Source organism: Geomonas edaphica (assembly GCF_004917075.1).
Lineage (GTDB): Bacteria > Desulfobacterota > Desulfuromonadia > Geobacterales > Geobacteraceae > Geomonas > Geomonas edaphica.
Map to the genome: position 1 here is coordinate 580,012 of NZ_SSYB01000005.1, position 21,489 is coordinate 601,500.

General features: G+C 64.0%; 21 protein-coding genes and 1 riboswitch. Of the genes, 19 read left to right on the forward strand and 2 right to left on the reverse strand.

What is annotated here, in order from left to right; all coding sequences use genetic code 11:
• Positions 1 to 144: 144 nt before the first annotated feature.
• A complete protein-coding gene (locus E8K79_RS18350; protein WP_136515976.1) occupies positions 145 to 324 on the reverse strand; it encodes a hypothetical protein in 180 nt (59 codons plus the stop codon).
• A gap of 138 nt (positions 325 to 462) precedes the next feature.
• Between E8K79_RS18350 and E8K79_RS18355 the strand changes: the two genes are divergently transcribed.
• From E8K79_RS18355 to E8K79_RS18445, 19 genes are all read left to right on the forward strand, one after another.
• Positions 463 to 1,317, forward strand: a complete 855-nt coding sequence (locus tag E8K79_RS18355) for an OmpA/MotB family protein (RefSeq protein ID WP_136515977.1) — start codon at positions 463 to 465, stop codon at positions 1,315 to 1,317.
• Positions 1,318 to 1,348: 31 nt separating this feature from the next.
• Positions 1,349 to 2,017 carry a DUF6639 family protein gene (locus E8K79_RS18360; RefSeq protein ID WP_136515978.1) on the forward strand — a complete coding sequence of 223 codons (669 nt, stop codon included), beginning with the start codon at positions 1,349 to 1,351 and terminating at the stop codon, positions 2,015 to 2,017.
• Between the two features lie 84 nt (positions 2,018 to 2,101).
• Positions 2,102 to 3,148, forward strand: a complete 1,047-nt coding sequence (locus tag E8K79_RS18365; protein ID WP_136515979.1) for an acyl-CoA thioesterase — start codon at positions 2,102 to 2,104, stop codon at positions 3,146 to 3,148.
• A gap of 810 nt (positions 3,149 to 3,958) precedes the next feature.
• Complete coding sequence (locus E8K79_RS18370) at positions 3,959 to 4,390, forward strand: GSU0071 family protein (RefSeq protein WP_136515980.1); 432 nt, start codon at positions 3,959 to 3,961, stop codon at positions 4,388 to 4,390.
• A gap of 157 nt (positions 4,391 to 4,547) precedes the next feature.
• Entirely contained in the window at positions 4,548 to 5,003 is a 456-nt protein-coding gene (locus E8K79_RS18375; RefSeq protein ID WP_136515981.1) for a hypothetical protein, read from the forward strand.
• A 452-nt stretch (positions 5,004 to 5,455) separates the two neighbouring features.
• Positions 5,456 to 5,926, forward strand: coding sequence for a permease (locus tag E8K79_RS18380; protein WP_246043870.1), 471 nt, complete (start codon positions 5,456 to 5,458; stop codon positions 5,924 to 5,926).
• The gene (locus tag E8K79_RS18385; RefSeq protein WP_136515983.1) at positions 5,923 to 6,453 is read left to right on the forward strand and encodes a permease; all 531 of its coding nucleotides are present in this window, start codon (positions 5,923 to 5,925) and stop codon (positions 6,451 to 6,453) included. The genes E8K79_RS18380 and E8K79_RS18385 overlap by 4 nt, the downstream gene beginning before the upstream one ends.
• A gap of 14 nt (positions 6,454 to 6,467) precedes the next feature.
• Complete coding sequence (locus E8K79_RS18390; RefSeq protein WP_136515984.1) at positions 6,468 to 6,815, forward strand: PadR family transcriptional regulator; 348 nt, start codon at positions 6,468 to 6,470, stop codon at positions 6,813 to 6,815.
• Between the two features lie 190 nt (positions 6,816 to 7,005).
• Entirely contained in the window at positions 7,006 to 9,555 is a 2,550-nt protein-coding gene (locus tag E8K79_RS18395) for a PAS domain S-box protein (RefSeq protein ID WP_136515985.1), read from the forward strand.
• A 125-nt stretch (positions 9,556 to 9,680) separates the two neighbouring features.
• Positions 9,681 to 10,214 carry a DUF1003 domain-containing protein gene (locus E8K79_RS18400; RefSeq protein WP_136515986.1) on the forward strand — a complete coding sequence of 178 codons (534 nt, stop codon included), beginning with the start codon at positions 9,681 to 9,683 and terminating at the stop codon, positions 10,212 to 10,214.
• 77 nt (positions 10,215 to 10,291) lie between these two features.
• A riboswitch (molybdenum cofactor riboswitch) is annotated at positions 10,292 to 10,409 on the forward strand.
• 100 nt (positions 10,410 to 10,509) lie between these two features.
• Positions 10,510 to 11,253, forward strand: coding sequence for a hypothetical protein (locus tag E8K79_RS18405; protein ID WP_136515987.1), 744 nt, complete (start codon positions 10,510 to 10,512; stop codon positions 11,251 to 11,253).
• A gap of 1 nt (position 11,254) precedes the next feature.
• Positions 11,255 to 11,488: a hypothetical protein gene (locus E8K79_RS18410; RefSeq protein ID WP_136515988.1), complete on the forward strand. Its 234-nt coding sequence runs from the start codon at positions 11,255 to 11,257 to the stop codon at positions 11,486 to 11,488.
• Between the two features lie 272 nt (positions 11,489 to 11,760).
• Positions 11,761 to 13,149 carry an ABC transporter ATP-binding protein gene (locus E8K79_RS18415; RefSeq protein WP_136515989.1) on the forward strand — a complete coding sequence of 463 codons (1,389 nt, stop codon included), beginning with the start codon at positions 11,761 to 11,763 and terminating at the stop codon, positions 13,147 to 13,149.
• Positions 13,130 to 13,912, forward strand: a complete 783-nt coding sequence (locus E8K79_RS18420; RefSeq protein WP_136515990.1) for an energy-coupling factor transporter transmembrane component T family protein — start codon at positions 13,130 to 13,132, stop codon at positions 13,910 to 13,912. The genes E8K79_RS18415 and E8K79_RS18420 overlap by 20 nt, the downstream gene beginning before the upstream one ends.
• 164 nt (positions 13,913 to 14,076) lie before the next feature.
• Positions 14,077 to 14,643, forward strand: coding sequence for a hypothetical protein (locus tag E8K79_RS18425; RefSeq protein ID WP_136515991.1), 567 nt, complete (start codon positions 14,077 to 14,079; stop codon positions 14,641 to 14,643).
• Positions 14,640 to 15,437, forward strand: coding sequence for an energy transducer TonB (locus E8K79_RS18430; protein ID WP_136515992.1), 798 nt, complete (start codon positions 14,640 to 14,642; stop codon positions 15,435 to 15,437). Before E8K79_RS18425 ends, E8K79_RS18430 begins: the two co-directional genes overlap by 4 nt.
• A gap of 49 nt (positions 15,438 to 15,486) precedes the next feature.
• Complete coding sequence (locus E8K79_RS18435; RefSeq protein ID WP_136515993.1) at positions 15,487 to 16,740, forward strand: fibronectin type III domain-containing protein; 1,254 nt, start codon at positions 15,487 to 15,489, stop codon at positions 16,738 to 16,740.
• A 152-nt stretch (positions 16,741 to 16,892) separates the two neighbouring features.
• The gene (locus tag E8K79_RS18440) at positions 16,893 to 18,896 is read left to right on the forward strand and encodes a TonB-dependent receptor (protein WP_136515994.1); all 2,004 of its coding nucleotides are present in this window, start codon (positions 16,893 to 16,895) and stop codon (positions 18,894 to 18,896) included.
• A 39-nt stretch (positions 18,897 to 18,935) separates the two neighbouring features.
• A complete protein-coding gene (locus E8K79_RS18445) occupies positions 18,936 to 20,366 on the forward strand; it encodes a fibronectin type III domain-containing protein (RefSeq protein WP_136515995.1) in 1,431 nt (476 codons plus the stop codon).
• Between the two features lie 26 nt (positions 20,367 to 20,392).
• Here the strand turns inward: E8K79_RS18445 and E8K79_RS18450 are convergent, their stop codons facing one another.
• Positions 20,393 to 21,412 carry a glycosyltransferase gene (locus E8K79_RS18450; protein WP_136515996.1) on the reverse strand — a complete coding sequence of 340 codons (1,020 nt, stop codon included), beginning with the start codon at positions 21,410 to 21,412 and terminating at the stop codon, positions 20,393 to 20,395.
• Positions 21,413 to 21,489: the final 77 nt, after the last annotated feature.

Sequence of the window (21,489 nt, forward strand, 5' to 3'; positions counted from 1 at the left end):
TCCCCCCTTCGCAAAGGGGGGGACGTCAAGGCCCGTGCAGCGCTTCGTGGGGGGCGTACACCATGCTCGTTGGAATTTCGGCGTGTAATTAAAAAAGCCGGCCCCGTTACGGGTGCCGGCTTCGTCGCGCCGTGAGCAGGGGGCTCAGGCGCTGCGACCTTTGCGGCCGCTCTGAACGTGGCCGTGGGGAGTGATGACGTGGACGTTATGGTTCGGTTCGCGCCGGATCATCATCTCATGTTTGGCGAGCATCGCCGGGTTCTTTTTCTCCCGATCCATTGCAACGTTACGCTTCGGAGTCGTCGGCATCTTCGGTTCTCTCATAGCGGACACCTCCTCTCTCTCTGCCTAGCATTATACCACCTTTCATCCAATCACGGTGACTCCCTCATTGCAACATCCGCTTTACGCGCCATACTTGTGCTTTGGTATCGCACATCATTGAGTTCCAAGGAGGAGAATATGAAGCGTAAACTGTTCGTCTGTCTCTCAGCCCTCTTTTGTCTCGCCCTTTCCGGGTGCGTCACGAGCGGCACCTATAAGCAGAAACAGATGGAGGCGGAAAACCTGGAGAAGAACCTTAAGGATCAGCGGGGGCAGTACAACATCCTGATGGGGGAGAACGACCAGCTAAAAAACGAGGTGAAGCGGCTGGACGGCGAGGTGGCGACCTTGACCGGCGAGCGGAACGCGCTGACGGCGGACAAGAAGGGGCTCGAGGAGTCGCTTCGTTCCACGGCGGACGCGAAGAACCAGAAGATCGGCGAGCTGAGCCGCAAGCTGGGCGACGTGGAGGGTGAGAACAAGCGGCTTAAGGACGACATCGCCGGACTGCAAAAGCAAAAGGAGGAGGTGCAGAAAACGAGCAAGACCTACGGAGACCTCCTGGAGCAGATGAAAGGGGAGATCGCCAAGGGCCAGGTAACCATTTCTGAGCTGAAGGGGAAACTGACCGTGAACATGGTCGATTCCGTACTCTTCGATTCGGGCAAGGCGGAAGTGAAGCCTGAGGGGCTCGTCGTGCTGCAGAAGGTGGTGGACATACTGAAGAACGTGAAGGACAAGGCGGTGCGCATCGAGGGGCATACCGACAACGTCCAGATCGTGGGGCAGCTCGCCAAGCGCTACCCCACGAACTGGGAGCTTTCCGCGGCGCGCGCCCTGAACGTGACCCGCTACTTGCAGCAGCAGGGGCTTGACCCGGCGCTCCTCGCTGCGGTGGGCTACGGTGAGTACAAGCCGGTGGCTTCGAACGACACGGACGAGGGACGGGCGAAGAACCGCAGGATCGAGATCGTGCTGGTCGCCAAGGAGTAAAGTCAGGGGGCGGCATAGCGGGGAGGAGAGGATGAACGTTGTTGCACTGCTTATCGTTCTTGTCCTTTTTCGTGCCACGCCGGATGCCTTTGCCATCCAGGGAGCCTGTCCTGGCGCAGTGATCGTCGTGGCCGCCACCTCTGACGAGTATGAGAGCGTTTGCACCGCGGTCCGCTCCTGTACACCGTTTCTGAAGTCGCTGGGGCTCGTCCTGCCGGATGGGCTGACCCTGACGCTTGACGACGCGCCGTCGGGAAAAAGTATGGACCATGCCTTTGGTTACTACGATCCCCGCAACAACTCCATTCACATGCTGAACTACCGGGCGGCCCTGGAGTCCTCCAGGGCCGCCCCTTCTTTTGGTGTCCCCTTTGACCCGGCCATATGGCGCAGCTATATCATCCACGAACTTGTCCATGCCGCAGCCCAGGGAGGGTTTCGCCGTGGAGCGCAGAGGCATACGGCCAGCGAGTACATCGCATCGGTGAGCCAGTTGGTCACGCTCCCGCCGGACGAGCGGGCGAGGATCTTGGAGAACTTCGGGGAATTGAGCGGGTTCGACGGGGAGGATATAACTTTGAACTATTACCTGCTTGATCCGGCCAGGTTCGCCATCAATTCGTTCCTGCACTACCAGAAGCCCGGCAACGGCGACGCATTTATCCGGCAGCTCCTCTTGAACGGTCTTCCAGACGAGTGAGCCGGGCTGCGGAGGAGCTTCAGGTTTTGTCGGGAGATGGTACAACTATGTAAGCTGTTCAGCACAAAGAGAGAGGAGATAGACATGGCAACTCCCGCAGAAACCTCGTACTTCCACACCCTGTCGCTTGCGAGCGATCCCGAGCTGCGCCGCCGTTTCATGGTGGTGGACGAGGACCTGAGGGGGAACCTGCGTTTCGGGCTCGTGCTGGAGATACTGGACAAGGTGGCGGAGGAGACCGCGCTCGCCTACGTGAACCAGTTCCATCCCGGGGCACGGGTGGTCACCGCGGCGATCGACAACGTCATCGTGCGCCACGTGGCGGACGTGACCCGCGACCTCGTCTGTGAGGCCCGCATCAACCACGTGGGGCGCTCCTCGCTGGAGATCGGCATCAGGGTGGAGCAGCCGGGCGAGCCGGCGAACCACGTCGCCTCCTGCTACTTCACCATGGTCGCGCGCTCGGGGATGGGGGAGGGGGCGGTGAGCATGACACTGCCGCCGCTTGACTACGGCAGCGAGACGGAGCGGCGGCGCGCGCTGAAGGCTACGGCGCGTCGGGAGGAGTACCGCCAGCAGCAGGCGCTCTTGTCGGAGCCGCCGAGCGCCGAGGAATACCGGATGCTCGCCTCCCTGCACCAGGCCCAGGACGAGCCGGGGTTCCAGGGACTTCTGACCGGGCGACTGACGGCGGACGCCTGGGAAAGGATGTACCCGGAGTTCGAAAACGTGCCGCAGAAGATCTTCGGGGGATACCTGGTGCGCAGAGCCTACGAGCTCTCCTCGATTTGCTCCGAGCTTGTGGCGCCGGACCGTTCCGTGATGGCGGCCGTGAACCGGATCAACTTCTTTCACCCGGTACGCATGGGGGACAAGCTGCACTACACAAGTCGCGTGGTCTACACGAACGGAAGCTACATCTGCGTCGAGGCGAACATCGAGCGCATCAGTCGTGACCGCACCAGCAAGGCGCTCTCCAACTCCTGTCTCTTCACCTTCGTGAATGTGGACCGGGAACTGGTGCATCGCCCGGTGCCGACGGTGTACCCGACCACCTACGCCGAAGATGCCAGGTACCTCGCCGCGGCGAGGAGTTTTGAGGGGCTCGCGGAGCACGTCTATATAATTTGACCGCAGGTGAGGCACGGTCCACCGGGGGCGCGGGGAGAAGAATTCCCCGCGCCCTCATTTTTTTGGGGGGCAGGAAATCCCGGGGAAACGGATATGCATGCCTACGAAGCACTACGTTTGACCTCGCGCTCCCCCCTTTGCGAAGGTTCATCAGGGAATTCCGGGTAAGAAGCCTTTCAGATAATCCGTGTCCTCTCTTGCTGAGAACGGTGGCCTCGCGCTCCCCCCTTTGCGAAGGGGGGACGGGGGGGATTTGCTTTTGTTTCTCAGTTCTCGCTGGTAGGACGGGATTCCAGGTCTTGCTTTCCTCCAGGAGGAGAAAAAGGATTTTCCGATAACCGTCAATTATCTGTGAATGTAGTCAGCTGGTGCTTGTATGGTCCGACCAAGGCAAATCCCCCCTGCCCCCCCTTCGCAAAGGGGGGAACGTTAGGCCCAATGCGCGCCTCGTGGGTTGCGGCACTCTTTTTCCCGAAATTACCGGACGAACCTTTTTTGCGCAGGCGCAGAAATTTTGCAGCGGCGCCTTTCGTTTTGCACAAACGCCAAATCACCGAAGGGGGAAGCGGCTAAAAGCGACCGTTAGCCCGGGCTATTTGGGAAAGATTAAGAAGATTTGGCACGTCGGAATGTGTTAAAGTTGCGCATGTTGCGACGTTTTTGAGCAGTACCGACGGGAGCATGGCGTGGCCTCGGTCAGTGATACCGAGGGTTTGCCGCCAAAGCGTTTCGTTGGTATACATCATGCTTTTTGACGTAGCATCACACTTTATCACTGCTTTCACGATGGAGCAGAACGAGGGCTGAGAGATGGATACGTACACGATCGATGTCGAACTGGAACACTACTACGGCGACCGCATGGCTACCAGCAGCAGGGAAGCCTGCCGCCGCTTTTACCTGAGAGCGGTGTCGCGCTGCAACGCGACCGAGCTTGAGCGCTACCTGCGCGTGGTGAAGGCGCACGCCTCGGTATATTCGTCGGTGCACCACATGTTTCGCTCCCCCTTCAAGCACGTCGAGCTGCCGCTTTTCCTGACCAGCCTCGTCCTCTTCATCTCCAGCCTGGTCATGATCTTCACCGGCGCGACCAGCGTCCTCATAGCAGGTGGCATCTCGGCAGGTTTTCTAGGCATGGTGCAGTGCGCCCGGCAGTTGATCCGCAACTGGCAGCAGCACTCGGTGCGCGAGGCGGTCTTCAGCGAGTTCGCCGAGTTTTTGCAGCAGGAAACCACGCGTTAATAGATTCCCCCGAAATCCAGTAAAGAGGCTGCCACGGAAGGTCCGTGTGCAGCCTCTTTTTCTGTCTCTTCTCCTCCCACTCCTTTGACGGCGCGCTTTTTTTCTATATAGTATTGGAGCCTCGCGGGGCACTCATCTCATGAATGGAGGTAGCAACATGAAACGCCTGATCCTTCTTTTCGTCACCCTGCTTCTGCTCTCGCCTATAGCGGCCCACGCGAGTCTCGACGGGTTCCTCTCCAGCCTGAACGTCCAGGCGCGCGCCGACATGGCCGGCTTTTCCGCCAAGGTGAGTGCGCAGTTCGGCGTGCCGCAGGCCAAGGTTCAGATGGTGCTGCAAAGCGTGCCGGAACCGGCCGATGCGTTCATGCTTTTCCAGCTCGGTCAGTACTCGGGGAAGCCGGTGGACCAGGTCTACCAGGTCTATCAGCCGAACAAGAAGAAGGGGTGGGGGGCGATCGCCAAGGAGCTCGGTATAAAGCCCGGCTCGCCGGAATTCCATGCCCTCAAGCGGGGTGACCTGCATTTCACCGGGGAGCCCGCGGGGCAGGGGGGCGGCCCCGGCAAGGGGAAAGGGCAAGGTAAGGGACACGGCAAGGGGCACAACAAGTAGTTGAGCGCGCGTTCGTAGTTCCGCTGCAGGGGAGAGGCCAGGCATTTTTGCCTGGCCTCTTTTGTTTAAAGGCAAATTCCCCAGGCTCCCACTTACAAAGGTTCATCCGGCAATTCCGGGGAAGATGCGTCAGTCCTCCCCCTCCCCTTGCGGGAGGGGGGAAGGGGGTGGGGGAACGTGCCATCATCTCCGTGACTTGCAGCTTCACCCACCCCCCTGCCCCCTCCCGTCAAGGGAGGGGGAGGCCCGAGTGCAAGTTTTCCCGGAATTCCCGGATGAACCTTCGGAAAGGGGGGAACGTGATGCCATGCTCACTGTGCTTCTTTGATACTTTTTCGCAGCTATGACAGAAAACTCCGAGGGCTTTGTGACATCTGTTGACTCTATGACTGAAACAGTATACTGTTTATGACAGTATTGTCGCGGCTGTGAGAGAGTGGGAGGCGGTTATGATGTCGGCGGTGTTGTACGGAGGGGCGGCGGTGGCGGTACTGGTATCCTGGCGGGTGGACCCGGAGCGAACCCGGAGGGCACTGCGCATCGGCTCCAAGTCCCTGCAGGGGCTTGCGCCGAGGATCCTCGGCATGGTGGTGCTGGTAGGCCTTGTGCTGGCTCTCGTCCCTCCCGAGCTCATCAGTAAGCTCTTCAGCTACGGCGGCATCGCCGGCTTCACCCTTGTTTCGGCGCTGGGTGCCGTCGTCACCATGCCGGCTCCGATCGCCTTCGCGCTGGTCGGCTCCCTCTATAAACTGGGAGCCCAGCCGGCAAGCCTCGCCGCCTTCGTCACTACGCTCACCATGGTGGGGATCATGACGGCCCCCATGGAGGTCTCCTGTTTTGGGGCCCGCTTCACCTTCATGCGGCAATCACTGAGCTTCGTTACCGCCATCGCCATCGGACTCATGATGGGTGTGCTCCTGTGAAGGCGACACTCTCAGATTACCGGCTCTTCTTGATCGTTCTGGGGGCGAACCTTGTCCTCTCCCTCTTTAAACCCGAGGCGGCCGGGCTGTCGGCGGCCAACTCGGGACGATTTCTCCTCGAGGTGCTTTCCATCGTGCCGCCGGTCATGGTGCTCATGGGGCTTATGGACGTATGGCTGCCGCGCCGCGTGGTGGAATCACATCTCGGCCCGGATTCCGGGATGCTCGGGGCTGCGGTCGCCATGCTGCTCGGGACCGCCGCGGCCGGACCGCTCTACGCCGCCTTTCCCGTTGCAGTTTCCCTGCGGCAAAAGGGGGCGCGCACGGCGAACCTGGTCATCTTCCTCGGGACCTGGGGGAGCATCAAGATACCGATGCTACTCATGGAAAGCAGCTTCGTAAGCCTCCGCTTCGCCCTCTTGCGCCTCGTCCTCACCGTCCCCTGCATCCTCCTTTCCGGATACCTCATGGAGCGCCTGTTGCCGCAGGAGGCGCCGCTACTGCAGCCGGAAGGCGCGGACGCCTGAAACAAGGAGCAGATATGGCACCGAAAACCAAACAGCAACGCCACCTCCCCGCCTTCGTTCTACTCCTGCTAGCCGAAGGGGAGAAGCATGGGGGCGCCATCCTCACCGAGCTGTCGCAGCGCATGCCGGGGTGCCGGCCCGACAGCGCAGCCCTGTACCGCACCCTGCAGCAACTGGATGAGGCGGGGGAGGCGGTCTCTACCTGGGATACCAGCGGCAGCGGCCCGGCGCGCAGGGTCTACCGCATCACGGACGCCGGATGGGAGAGGCTTGGCTTTTGGCGGCACGATATCGAGATGCGCCTGGCTAACCTGCAATACTTCCTTGAGACCTACAGTGCCCTGGAGAAAAGGGGAGCATGAGGAACTTTCGCGTGCTGACCTTCGCAATGCCCTACTTGAGGCTATAAGCCTGTAAGACCGGTAACTTCCCTCCAACGCCACCTGCAGATGCACCCACAATCGATCTTGCCAACGCCTGCGATTAAAGTCACTATGCGTCCCCGACGATAATCATTATGAGGGAAAACCCCACAACTTCATCGGGAATGCCATGACACGAAGGACCCGACATACTCTCGTTTATCTCTTCTTCGCCTTGCTGGGGGTGTCCCTTGTCTTCATCCTGCTTACCTACCGCAATCTGGAGCAGTGCGCGCAGCGCGGCGGTGACTACTTGCTCGGCGGGGTGCACAATCTTCTGCTGCTGACCAGCCTTTTGGTCACCATAGGTGCGGTCGGGATCTACGTGGTCTTCTTCTGGTTCATAAAGGTCGCGGACCGGGAGCAGGAGAGGGAAGAGGTCAGCAAAAAGGCCGTGCTTGATGCCGCGATCCGCGAGAGGAACCGGGCCCAGCTTTACCTGGACATCGCCGGCGTCATGTTCGCCGCCATCGACCGCTCCGGCACCATCATCCTGATCAACAGGAAGGGTGGCCAGATACTCGGTTGGGCTGAGGACGAGCTTTTGGGGCGCAACTGGTTCGACGTCTGCCTTCCGCCTGCAGTGGTCGGCGTCGTGAAGGAGGTCTTCGCCAAGCAGATGGCGGGGGAGATCGAGGCGGTGGAGTTCTTCGAGAACGCCATCCTCACCAGTAGCGGCGCGGAGCGCGTGATCGCGTTTCACAACACCCTTTTGCATGACGACGACGGGGTGATCAGCGGCGTGCTCTTTTCCGGCGAGGATATTACCGAGCGCAAGCAGGCGGAGGCCTCGCTGGAGAAGGCGGCCAACGAATGGCGCGCGGCGATGGATGCCTCGATGGACGCCATCTACCTGCTCGACCCGCAACGCAGGCTGATGCGCGCCAACCGGGAATTCTACCGCATGGTCGGCAGCACTCCTGAGGCGTGTGCGGGACGGCACATCTCCGAGATCCTCCATCCCGGGTTCGACGGGCATTGCGCGCAGTGTGTTGCCGAGGAGTCCCTGCAGGACGCGGTGACTGTGCTTGAGGAGGGGGATCCTGAGAACTATTACCGGCACCCGGTGCAGGTGACCCTCAGAGTGGTCAGGGATGTGGCGGGTGCCCCGCTCAGTCTGGTGGTCACCCGGCACGACCTGACCGCCGACCGCGAAACCCAGCGGACCCTGCGCGAGAGCGAGGAGCGCTACCGCCAGCTCGTCGAGCTTTCCCAGGACATCATCTTCATAAAGGTGGACGACAGGATCGCCTTCATAAACGACGCCGGGGTACGTATGCTCGGGGCGGGGTCGGTCGATGAGATCCTCTCCAGGGAGGTGCTCGACTTCATCCATCCCGCTTCAAGAGAGCTCTTTCTTGCCGAACTGGAGCGGGCCTCCCGGCATGTCGGGCAACTCCCGGTCATCGAACTCGACTTCTTGCGGCTTGACGGAGAAACCTTCTGCGGAGAGGCTACTACGACCTCGATCATGCACCACGGCAAACCTGCAGTGCACTTCTTCGTGCGCGATATCACCAACCGGAAGAACCTGGAGGCGCAACTGCGCCATTCCCAGAAGCTCGAGGCGGTGGGGCACCTGGCCGGTGGCATCGCGCACGACTTCAACAACATACTCACCGTGATCGGCGGGTATGGCGCCCTTCTTGAGATGAGGATGACCGAGGGGGACCCGGGCCGGGAGATGCTCGACCAGGTTCTTGCCGCCTCCGACCGTGCCGCGAACCTCACCCGCAGCCTGCTCGCTTTCAGTCGGAAGCAGGAAATGCACCCTGCGCACTGCGACCTGAATGAGATCGTCCTGAGCGTATCGAAGTTCCTGAAGAGGATCATCGGCGAGGACATAGCTTTCGAGACCGACCTCGCTTCCGGGGCGCTCGCCATCTACGCCGACTGCGGGCAGATCGAGCAGGTGATCATCAACCTCGCCACCAACGCGCGCGACGCCATGAGGAAGGGGGGAACCCTGACCGTCGCCACCCGGAGCGTCGTCCTGAGTCAATCCTTCCAGGAGTCGCACGGCTTCGGCGCGCCGGGAGACTACGCCCTCATCACTGTCGCCGACACCGGCTCGGGGATGGACGACGCCACCAGATGCAAGATCTTCGAGCCTTTCTTCACCACCAAAGACGTGGGGAAGGGGACCGGGCTCGGGCTCTCCATCGTCTACGGGATCGTGCAGCAGCACAAGGGGTTCATCGACGTGGAGAGCGAGGCGGGGGTGGGGACGACCTTCCACATCTATCTGCCGGTATTGCAGGAACAGGCTCCGGCTAAAGTGCGCGGCGCGGTGCGGGAAGAGCTCCCGTGCGGCGACGAGACCATCCTCGTGGTGGAGGACGAGGAGCACGTGCGGGACCTGGTGAACGAAGCCCTGAAACAGTTCGGTTACAGCACCATCCTTGCCGTGGACGGTGCGGATGCTCTGGAGAAGTACCGCGAGCACCGCGGCAGCATCGCGCTCGTCTTCACCGATCTCATCATGCCGAGGATGAGCGGGCGGGAGCTTTACGACGAGCTGAAGCGCGAAGATCCTGCCGTCAGGATCCTCTTCACGAGCGGCTACACTGCGGACATGCTCACCGACCTTGAAACCGTGGTTCCCCACGTCGAAATCCTGATGAAGCCTATCTCCCCTCCGGATCTCGCCAGGAAGGTGCGGGAACTCCTCGACGCGTAAGTGCCGGGGAGGATGAGGGGATGGGAGCAGGAAATCCGGCGGCAGGTTCGTTGACTTGCCCACGCGCAATGGTACCTTTTCCCGGGTTAGCCCCCGCACGCCCAGGGGCGCCAACGGGAGGGGGGATGCCGGACTCCGATTCCGATCAGCAGATGGCCTCCGTGGTGCACCGCAACATCGAGTCCCTCCTTGAGCGGCGCCAGTCCGAGGAGCGGAACAAGGGGGTGCAGGAGCGGGTCGCCGACGCCATCACCGCCTTCACCGGTAGCATGACCTTCGTGTACATACACCTCGTCCTCTTCACCGGCTGGATCCTCGTCAACGTCGGCTGGCTTCCCGTCATGAAGCGGTTCGACCCCACCCTGGTGATCCTCGCCATGTTCGCCTCGGTCGAGGCCATCTTTCTTTCCACCTTCGTCCTCATCAGCCAAAACCGCATGCAGGCCTCCGCCGACCGGCGCGCCGAACTGAACCTGCACATCGATCTCCTCGCGGAACACGAAGTGACCAGGATCATCGAGCTTTTGACCGCCATCGGCACCAAGTTGGGTGTCGCCGAGTCGATGAACCCGGAACTTGAGGAGCTGAGACAGGACGTCCGGCCGGAGAAGGTGCTGGAGACCATGGACCGGGCCGAGCAGGAACTGAAAGAGGAATAACCTTCCGAACCTTGGTCCTCTCACATCATATTTCCCTAGCGTATACGTTTTACCTGTGTTAAAGACGTTGCCAAAATTCGTATATGACTCTCCGAGCTTCGCCGCCTAAAAGGTCCTCCTCACGGCTGCGGGCCAACGGGTACTGCTGGAAACGGCGGTGCCTCCCTTTTGGAAAGGAGAGCCTTGTCAGCGGCCGGAGTGTATCCGACCGTACAGGGCCCCTTTCCATCCGGACTGGGGTTTTTTTGCGTTTATCGTTATGTATCGTGTAATACAACGAAGGAGTTCAGGTCCCATGCGCATCGTGATTTCCATCGACGACACCGACAACTTAGAGAGCCGGGGCACCGGCGAAATCGCCTCCCTGATGGCGGACGAGCTGCAGCAGAAAGGGTGGGGGAGCTGCGGCTTCATCACCCGGCACCAGCTTTTCGTGCACCCGGACATCCCGTACACCTCCCACAACAGCGCCATGTGCTTCTACGCCGACATCGAGGAGGTGTGGCTCGAGCCGGTGATCGGGCACCTGGCCGAGTTCCTCGAGCGGGAGAGCGCACCCGGCTCCGACCCCGGCCTCTGCGTCGCGGTTCCCGGCCGGATGACGGCGCGCAACGAGCTGATCGCCTTCGGACGGCGCGCGAAGCGCGAGGTGGTGCGGATGGACGAGGCGTACGAGCTTGCCGGCAGGTTAGGGGTGCACCTCTCCCAGCACGGCGGCACGGGACAGGGGGTGATCGGGGCCCTTGCCGGCGCCGGGCTCAGGATGTCCGGCAACGACGGGCGCCTCAAGGGCTTCCTCGACTTCGGCCAACCGTACCGGATGCTGCGGGTGGACGAGCTCATGCAGCACCCGCTCGTCGACGTGGTGAGAAGTGTGAGCGGCGAGGCGCTACGCGACGACGACCTGGTGACCATCGGCGAGAAGCCGAAGACGGTGCTTCTGGAAGGCGAATCGGTGCTGCTCGTCGGGGCGCCGCAGACCGCGGGGACCGGGGCACGCTGGCAGACCCTGCACCGCAAGCAGTTGAAGGCGTACTAGCATGTGGCGCGCAAACGAGAAAGGGATCATCGAGTTCGCCCACGGCAAGGAGGCCTGGTCGCTGGCGGAGCAGGCGGCGCTTGCTTGCACATGCTTCGTTCCTGATGTCGAGGAGGAGCAGGTGGCCGGGGAGGAGCGCTCCTGCTACGACTGCCGTTACCGGCGCTGGAGCGTCGAGTCGTTCACCTGTCTGCGGGGGACGGCGCGGCACGGCGAGAGCATGACTGCACACTGAAACGCCCCTTCAGAGAATTACAGGGAAACACGTGTGAGTTAGCCACGAAGCGATGCGGATGGCATCACGTCCCCCCTTTGCGAAAGTTCTTCCGGGAATTCCGGGGAAACGTGTTTGCGTTAGCCTCGAAGCAGTGAGCATGGCAGCAAGTCCCCCCCTTTGCGAAGGGGGGAGCTATAAGGCCACCGTTCTCAGAGAGGACACGGGGTACCTGAAAGGGCGCGCAAAGGGGGCCGGCTTACCTCCGGGGGGAGGAGCATATTGGAGATTTTTTGCACGATAGAGTCCTGGAAATAGAGCGTTTCGACTTCACCTACCACGGCGCGGCTGCTCCGGTGCTGGAGGGGATCTCCTGCGCCGTGCGGCGCGGCGAGTTCGTCTGCCTGACCGGCGATTCCGGCTGCGGCAAGAGCACGCTGCTGCTGGCGGTAATGGGGCTCCTGCGTGGGGGGAGGCGGCAGGGGGCCATTCGCGTGGCGCCTGCCGAGGATGAGGCGGCCCCGTCCGCGGGGATCCTCTTCCAGGTCCCGGATTCGCAGATCCTCTGCAGCACCGTGGCGGAGGAGGTGGCCTTCGGCCCGGAGAACCTCTGCGTGGCGCCGGACGAGATCGCTATCAGGGTGCGCGAGGGGCTCCGCGCGGTCGGGCTGGAGGGGGAGGAGGCGCGCAGCGTCGAGCGTTTCTCGGCGGGGCAGAAGCAGCGCCTCGCCCTCGCCTCGGTCCTGTCCATGCGCCCCGGTCTCATCCTGCTGGACGAGCCGACCTCGCAGCTCGACGCCGCGGGAAAGAACGAGCTGGTCGCCATCTTCGCGCTTTTAAAGGCGCGCGGGCACACCATCGTCATGGCCGAGCACGACCCGCGCCCGTTCACGGCGCTCATCGACCGGTACCTGAGGCTGGAGGGGGGGCGTCTGGTCCGTGACGACGCGACGCCGCCGGACCAGGTGCGCTACCGTCCCAAGGCCTTCCTGCTCCCCTATTCGGCGACCCTCTACGGGACGAGGCCGGTCCTCGACGTGCAGGGGCTGGACGTTGCCTACCCGGAGACGGGCCGGGTGCTGAAGAGGGCGACCTTGCGCGTATGTCGCGGCGAGCGTGTCCATCTGTTCGGGCAAAACGGTGCGGGGAAGTCGAGCTTCCTGCGCTGCCTCGCCGGGCTTCTCCCCGCCGACTCGGGGCGGGTATGGGTGGCGGGAACGGAGAAACCGGGGCCGGGGACGCTGCGCGGCAGGCTCGGTTTCCTGATGCAGAACCCGGCCCGCCAGCTCTTTGCCGAGACGGTCCGGGAGGAGGTCGCCTTCTCGCTGGAGCGCCTCTCCTACCCGGCAGAAGAAATCGACCGCATCGTTGACGAGACCCTCTCCTTTTGCGGCATCGCCCATCTCGCGGAACGTGCGCCGCTCACCCTCTCTTTCGGGGAGCAGCACCGCGTGGCCCTTGCGACCGTGGTGGCGCCGCGTCCGGTATTGCTGCTTCTGGACGAGCCTTTCGCCGGGCTTGATTTCCCGCAGCGCCTGAGCCTTTTGGCGATCCTCGGCAGGATGCCGATCCGCTACGGCACGACGGTGCTGATCGCCTCGCACGACGAACTGCCGGACCGGCGCTGGGCCGATCGCAGTCTGCATCTTCAGGAGGGCGGCATTGCAGAAAGGGCCGCCTAAGTTTCGCACCTCGCTCAGAAGCCGCGGCTATCCCTGCCGGTTCGCCGAGCACGATTCGCCGGTGCACCGGATGGGGGCGGGATGGAAGCTTCTTTTCGGGGTGTTCCTGAGCGCGCTGGCGGCGGGGGGGCGTACGCCGTTGATGCAGGCGATCCTGGTCATGGGGACGCTCGCCTACTACCTGTCGGCGCGACTCACCCTGCGTGACCTCTGGTGCGACGTGCGGCTCTTCGCCTTTCAGGCGGCCATGGTCATCCCGCTTTACTGCATGCTGGACGGTGTGGAGAAGGGGCTTTGGCCCGGGGTGCGCATCTCGACGCAGATCGTACTTTTCTACCTCCCGGGCGCCGTCTTCCTGCGCACCACGCGCACCAGCGAGGCGATGGCGGCGCTGCGCCGGATCGTTCCGTACCGGCTCTCCTTCCTGGTGTTCGTGAGCGTCCGGTTCGTGCCGCTGTTTTTCCGGGAGCTCGAGGAGATCGTGGCGCTGCAGCGGTTGAGGGGGGCGCGACTATCCCCGCGGGAGCAGATGAACCCGCGCAACTGGCCCGATCTCTTCAATTGCGTGGTGCTTCCGCTCATGGTCCGTGCCTTCAGGACTGCCGACGAGGTGTCCCGCTCCGCCGAGGCGCGCGCCTTCGGTCTGCACCGGGAGCGGACCTACCTCGATGTGGCCGCGATGGGAAGGGCGGACGGGGAGGAGGCGGTTAGCGAGGTTGAGGGCAGGGACGGGGCGTACCCGGTTAAAGCACTTACTGATTAGTCCCAGATCCCGCGTGCTGCGGCGTGTTGTTGAGAACGCACCCCTCACCCTCCGGGCCTACGCCCACCGAAGGGCTACGGTCCGCAGGCGGGGGCGGGGACGTCCGAAAGGGGACATCTGAAAAGGGGACAGGCACCTATGGAGCCTGTCCCCAAGGAGAAACAATGGAACAAACGGAAAGAATCTATATATGGCGCCGCTTTACCCTGCGGGAGGCGGTCCTGCTCTGCTTCTGCGCGACCCTGATCGTGCTCACCCGCGCCGGGCTCAGGCTGCACCTGCACCTGCCGGGGCACGTCATGTTTTTCACCATGTTCTTCTTCCTACTCGCCAGGGGATGCGTCCCGAAGGTCGGCGCGGCGACTCTGGTCGGGCTCATCACGAGCCTTGCCAGCGTGATCCTCGGCATGGGGAGCGGCGGCGCGATGGTGCTGGTCAAGTTCCTGCTCCCGGCACTCGTGGTGGACCTGGCCGGCCTGATCGCCCCCGCCTTTGTCACGAGCCTCCTCGCGTGCGCCACGGTCGGGGTGCTGGCGTCGCTTTTGCGAGCCGGCGCTAACACCGGCGTCGAATGGCTTCTCGGCATGGACGAGGAGATTATGCTGCAGAAAACGGTGATCTCGGCGGGGATGAACGGGCTTTGGGGCGGGCTCGGGGCGCTTGCCGTCCCGGCCATCATCCGTAGGCTCCGCAAGAACGGTCTGATCGACCAGGGGGCGGCCGCGACGTGAGCCCGCTCCGCGCCGAGACCTTGCCGGTGGCGCCGCTGCTCCTGCTTTCCTTTTTGGTGCACCTTTTTCTGCTCTACGGGGCGGGAAGGCTTTGGCAGCGGGAAGGGGTGCGGGAAGAGCGCAACCGCCAGGCGGTGGTCGCGTACCTGGATTTGGGGGGGGCTGAAAAAGCACCCGCGCCGGGGAGAGCGACTTTTCCGGTATCCCCGGTTCCTCTTGCACGACGGGCGGCACCCGCGGCGATGCCTCCCGTCGTTGGGCCGAGCGCTACGGCTTCCCGGACGGAACCGGTGTCGCCGGCAGCACCGCCCCGGACGTCCGCGAGTCCCGTCGTGCCTGTCGTCGGCGCTCCGGCCGGAGCGTTGCATCCCGCCGCAGGGAGTGGGTGCGCCGCGGCCGGAGCAACGATCGAGGCGGATAACCGCGGCATGGGAAGCGGCCGGGGGCCTTTTGCGGCACCTGCCGCAGCGCCGGCTTCGTCGGGGCAAGGCGCGGGGAGGGAGGTCCGCGGCGGCTATCAGGCGCTGTTGAAGCGGCTCGTAGAGGCGCACAAGGAATACCCACTGGCAGCGCGCAAGTCCGGCCGGGAAGGGAGTTGCCGTAGAAGGTTCATGCTGCGGCGTGACGGTTCGCTGAAGAGCGTCGAGCCGGTCGACTCCTGTGGACACCCCTTTCTCGATGCCGCGGCGACCCGCGCCATCAGCTCCGTGGGGGCCTTTCCCCCGGTCCCCGCGGAGCTGTCGCCGGATGAGCCGTTCGAGGTGACCATCACCTTCGCCCTGGCCAGGAAATGACGCACCCCCCTCTGTTGAGGATTTTTTTTAAAAAAGGAGAAACGACCCAATGAAGAAGCAGCTTTTTCGGTGGCTTGCCGCCATCACCCTGACCGTTCTCGCGCTGTTTTTTGCCGGCTGCGGCTCGAGCGGTTCGAGCGACTCCAACGCTCCGGCCAAGCCGACCGCGATGGCGGCGACCGCGGGGGACAGCCAGGCGACCGTTACCTGGACCGCCTCCGTTGACGCCACCTCCTACAACGTCTACTACGGCACCAACCCGGGCGTGACCGCAGGCAACGGCACCAAGGTGGCCGGGGCGACCAGCGGCCAGGCCATCACCGGCCTTGCAAACGGCACCACATACTATTTCGTGGTCACCGCCGTCGGCACCCACGGCGAGAGCGCCGTCTCGGACGAGGCGAGCGTCACGCCGCTTCCCCCACTCCCTGACAAGGTTTCCGGTGTGGTGGTGACCGGCGGCGATGCACAGGCGACCATCTCCTGGTCACCGGCGCCCGGTGCCTCCTCCTACAACGTCTATTACGGCACCGCCGCGGGCGTCACCGCAGGCAACGGCACCAAGGTTGCCGGGGCGACCAGCGGTCAGGCCATCACCGGGCTCGTCAACGGCACCACCTACTACTTCGTGGTTGTCGCGGCAAACCTGGCCGGCGAGGGGGCCGTTTCGGACGAGGCCTCGGCGAAGCCCCTTCCGGCGCTGCCAGGAAAGGTTCAGGGGCTGAGGGTGTCTGGCGGCAACGGCCAGGTCACCATGGCCTGGAGCGCCGTAGCCGGCGCCACCTCCTACAACGTCTATTACTCCACGACCTCCGGCTTCACCACTTCGACCGGGACCAAGGTGTCCCTCACCGCGGACGAGTCCCTTGCCGGGCTCACGCAGCCGGGGCTCACCGTGACCGGACTTGCCAACGGCACCACCTACTATTTCCTGGTGACTGCCTCTAACATCGCGGGAGAGAGCACCTCGACGTCCAGCCAGTCATCCGCCAAACCTTCCGCATCGGCTCAGGCCCCGGCCAAGCCGACCGGGGTCTCCGTGACCGCTGGTGCCGGTTCCCTGGCAGTTTCCTGGGACTGGGTGCCGCTTGCTACCTCCTACAACGTCTACTACATGGAGAGTGCAACCGCTCCCACAACCTTAGCGGTAATGACGTATAACCAGAAGGTCTCCTCCACGGGTTCGCCGCTCACGATCACCGGTCTCACACCAGGCGCGAGCTACTGGATCACCGTCACCGCGATAGGCTCCGGCCTGGAGAGCGGCGGCCAGACCAACCCGAAACAGGGCGTCCCGCAATAAGGCGACGGCTTCCCCCCTCCCTAACCCTCCCCCGCCTCCGGGCCTACGCCCACCGAAGGGCTGCGGTCCGCAGGCGGGGGAGGGGACATGGGCGTGTCGGCGGCCCCCTCTTCTCCAAGGGGAGGGGCGCGTCATCATTCAGGAAGGTATCCATGAAATTAAGAACGGGAATCGGCCTCTTAGCTCTTTGCTGCGCGCAGGCCGCCGTGGCCAGGGGCGAAACGGGCGGGGGCGCTTCGGAGAGTTACGCGCTCGGCGAGGTGGTGGTGTCCGGTAACCGCGCCGACGGCGGGCCGGGAGAAGAGGCGAGCCAGACGCTCTACCGGGTGAGCGAGGATCAGATCAGGGCGAGCGGGGCGCGGACGCTCGACCAGGCGCTGCAGCTCTTGCCCGGCGTCAACGTGCGGACCGGCGCCGAAGGGGTGCCGCGCATTGATATCCGCGGCTTCAGGACGCGCCACGTGCTCCTGCTCCTGGACGGCGTCCCGATGAACTCCGCCGTCGACATGCAGTTCGACCCGACCACCATCCCCACCGAGAACATCGCCGAGATAAAGCTCACCTCCGGGGCGAGCTCGGTGCTCTACGGCCAGGGGGGGCTGGGCGGGGTGATCAACGTCATCACCCGCAAGGGGACCCCCGGCGTGCGGGGGACCGTGTCCGGCGAGTTCGGCGACCACGCCCCCTACCTCGCGAAAGGGACCCTCTCCGCCGCCACGGAGCGCTTCAGCTATTTTCTTAGCGGCAGCGCGAACCGGGTGGACGGCTTCCCCCTCTCGAATGACTTCGACCGGACCGCGAACCAGAACACCGGCTACCGCGACAACAGCGACAAGGAACGGCGCAACTTCCTCGGCACCCTCGGATTCACCCCGACCGCCGACCTGGCCCTTGGTCTTACCCTGAGCTACGGCGAGGGGAGCTACGGCAAGCCCGCCGGCACCATCGGCGATCCGATCGATCCCTTCGCCTCGCCCCCCAAGTACGTCCGGGTGGAGGACTACTCGGGGCTCTACCTGCAGCTGGCGGGGGAGTACGCGGCGGGCGAGCGTCTCACCTTGCGCGGCTGGACCTACCTGAACCGTCACGAGGAGGACGTGAACCAGTACGACGACGCGCGGCTCGATTCCTTCCTCGCGGACGGCTCCTTCCGGGAGGAGGTGCGCACCTCGGTCTACGGTGCGACGCTCCAGCCTAAGTACGACTTCGGCCGCTTCGGGACGCTCACCTTGTCGCTTGGCGCCGAGCGCGACGCCTGGGAGAACGACGGCGTACAGACGGTGAACCCGGTCCCCGGCGGGACCCCGACCTACAGCGATCTATCAAGGGACCATTCGCTCTCGCTTTATTCGGCGGGAGCCGAGTACGAGTTCTCTCCGGTCACCGGAGTGGGGCTCGTCGCCGGTTACGGTCATTACTGGCAGCACAGAAGCGAACTGGACCAGGACGACTACAGCTTCCTGCTCGGGGGGAGTTACGACATTTTGCCGGACACCCGCTTGAAGGCTTCCTTCAAACGTAACGTCCGCTTCCCGTCGCTTGGCGACCTTTACGATCTCTCTAAGGGAAACGACGCGCTCGTCGCCGAGACCTCGCGCAGTTTCGAGGCGGGTGTCGAGCAGAAGCTGCCGCGCGAGGCGAGGGTGGCCGTCACCGGCTTCTACACCGACGCCGACAACCTGATCCAGAACGACCAGGCCGCCGGCCGCAACATGAACCTCTCCGAGGTGCGCTTCGCCGGCGCCGAACTTCAGGGTGAGGTGCATCCGCTGGACCGGCTCATGCTGCGCGGGGGATACACCTATCTGCACTCGGAGGACCGCTCACGTCCCGGCCGGGACGAGGTGCAGTACAACCCGCGCGACAAGGTGACCCTCGAGGGACGCTACGACGCGCGCTGCGGTGCCACCGCCTACGTCGCCGTCAACTACGTCGCCAACCAGTATTTCTATACGAAGGACAGCGCGGCGGTGGTGCAAAAGGCGAAGCTCGACGACTACGTGCTGGTGAACGTGAGGTTGAGCCGGAAGGTGCTGAAGGATCGCGTGGAGCTCTACGTGGGGGCGAACAACCTCTTCGACCGGAACTACGAGACGAGCTACGGCTTCCCGCAGCCGGGGCGGTACATCTACGGCGGGTTCGAATACCGTCTCTGACGCGGGGTCCGCAGCGGCGGACCCGGGAGGATTTTCCAGATGCAGTGCACCTGGCGTAGTTTATTCATTCTTGTTGCCGCTTTCTTCATTACCGCCGGGCTGAACGCCTGCGGTGCGTCCCCGTGGCGCTACGACCCGGGCATGGCCGCGACGCCTGCCGGGGTGGTGGCGGTCCCGGGCGACCGGCAGGTCTCGCTTTCCTGGAGCCCGGCGCAAGGTGCGGCCGGCTACCACGTCTACTACTCGAGCGTCTCCGGGCTGGCCGCGGGCGGGGGCGCCAAGGTGGCCGAGATCACCGGCACCTCGGTCATCGTGCCCGGGCTCGACAACGGTACCCGCTACTACTTCGCGGTGAGCGCCTACAACTCAAACGGCGAGAGCGCCCTATCTCCCGAGGTATCCGTGGTGCCCGAGCCCCCCGGCCCCTTCAGCCAGGCCGACCTGGAGGGGACTTGGCGCTTCAACGCCCTGGTGACCGGTCCAAGCCCGCGCTGGTTGCGCGGCTCGGTCGGGATCGACGCCTCGGGTGCGGTCAGCGTCACGCGCTACGAGGACAGTCTGGGTGGGAGCTCGGCACCGGCGGAAATCTTCACGGCGATGACCCTTTTGTCAGACGGTACGGTGAGGCAAAGCGGTCAGGCGGCGGGCTTCCAGGGAACCGTGGCGGCGAACCTCTACAAGGATCTCATGGTCGGGACGGCAACCCTTTCCGGCGGTGGGAAGATGCTGATGGTCATGCAGAAGAGCGTCCCCGGCATCGTCTTCAGCGCGGCGGACGTGAAGGGGACGGGAAGGCTCGTGGCGGGACCGCTCCCTTACGTCTACCACCAGCTCTCGGCAGGCCTCGTTCCGGAGTGGGAGTACGCAAGCTGCCAGGTGGGGCAGGACCAGGGGGTGACCTACCTCTCCCTGAACGGGCCTACTCCGCGTGCCCTTCCCGGTGGAGGGAGCAAGGCGGTGAGCCTCGCCATCACCGCGGACGGCGTGGTGAGCGAGACCCTGTACGCGGGGGTGACGCCGCAGCCCGCGGCACTCGTGACCCAGGGGATCATGTCGGCGGACAAGATGACCATCGTGGCGACGGCCACCGACGCGGGGGGCGCGCCGCTTCTGCGCATCATGCAGCTCGTGCACCCGCCCGCCGTGCTCCTTACCGCTTCGAGCTACCTCACGGCCGACCTGGCCGGTAGCTTCGGCGTTCACGAAATCTACGGTGCGGCGCCGGGGTGGAGTCACGGCACCCAGACGGTCGACGCCGCCGGGGGGCTACTCTACACCGCCTTCCAGGATGCCGGCGGCTCAACGCTCCTCCCTGGCGGTTACACCCTTGCCATGGATCAGCAGGGCGCCCTGGCCGCGGCGGGCGTCTCGGGGTATCACGGCCAGTTTTCCTACGGCAAGGAGATGTTCGTGTCGGTTCGAAACGGCACCGCCGGAACTCCCGTCTTGAGCATCTCGCTCAGGAAGTAGGGGGAGGAGGGGGCTGCCGCGCAGGCTCACGCTACGCAGACGGCGTCGACCCCCTCGATGAAACCCGCTTTCTGCGAGGTCTGCCGCACCACGTCACGCGCGCCGCGGGCCCCCACCGTCATGAGAAGCTTGACGCCGGTGCGGGTAAGCTCGCTCGTGGCGAGGACCGGCGCGCCGTGCAGGGGACGTCCGATCTTTTTGGGGTCGACGTCGACCCAGTAAGAAACCCCTATCCCCGCCTCCTTGAGAAGCCGCTGCCAGGCCCTCCCCTCGAGTCCCGCCCCGGCCAGGATCACCTCTCGCTCGTCCTTCAGAAAACCCTCCAGCAGGTGGTGCAGCTTGCAGCGGCGGAAGGCGTCCTGCGTATAGGCCGGGCTCGTGCGCGTGGTCCGCTCCGGCCGTTCGCGCCAATAAAAGAGCGTCTCCGGGAGCCGTGCGAACCGTGTCCCCGCCGCGGCCATGCGCAGCCACAGGTCGTAGTCCTCGGGCCACCCCATGTCCCGGTAGCCTCCGGTCCGCTCGATCTCTCCCTTTCTGAATATGACGCTCGGGTGCACGAAGGGGGACTCGACGAATAGGTCGGCGGAGATCTCCTCGTGCCCCAAAAGTGCGTTCTGCCACCGCTCGTAGCCGCTCATCCCCATGCCGACCCGGTGGCGGGGGAAGTGCCGGAAGGAGCAGGCGAGAAGTCCCACCTCTTTGTGGTCGGCGAGGTAGTCTACCTGCGCCGCGAGCCGCGCCGGGTGGCAGACGTCGTCGCCGTCCATGCGTGCGATGAGGTCGGCGCGACAGGCGGCAAGCCCCATGTTCAGGGCCGGGACAAGCCCGAGCCCTCCGGTTTGCAGCACCCGTATGCGCGCATCAGCTGCGGCCGCCCGGGCCAAAAGCTCCGGGGTGGCGTCCCTCGAGCCGTCATCCACGGCAACCAGCTCCCAATCCTTGAAACTCTGCGCCGAGAGCGAGGCGAGCGCCGCCCGGAGATGCTTCTCCTCGTTGCGCACCGGCATCAGGATCGATACCGCCGGCGTGTTGGTGGCTCTGTTCATGGTCGCGTCTCCCTTGAAGGTCCGGTTTCACGCGCCCCACATTAACAGGACTCCGGAGCGGGACCAAGAGGAAAGAT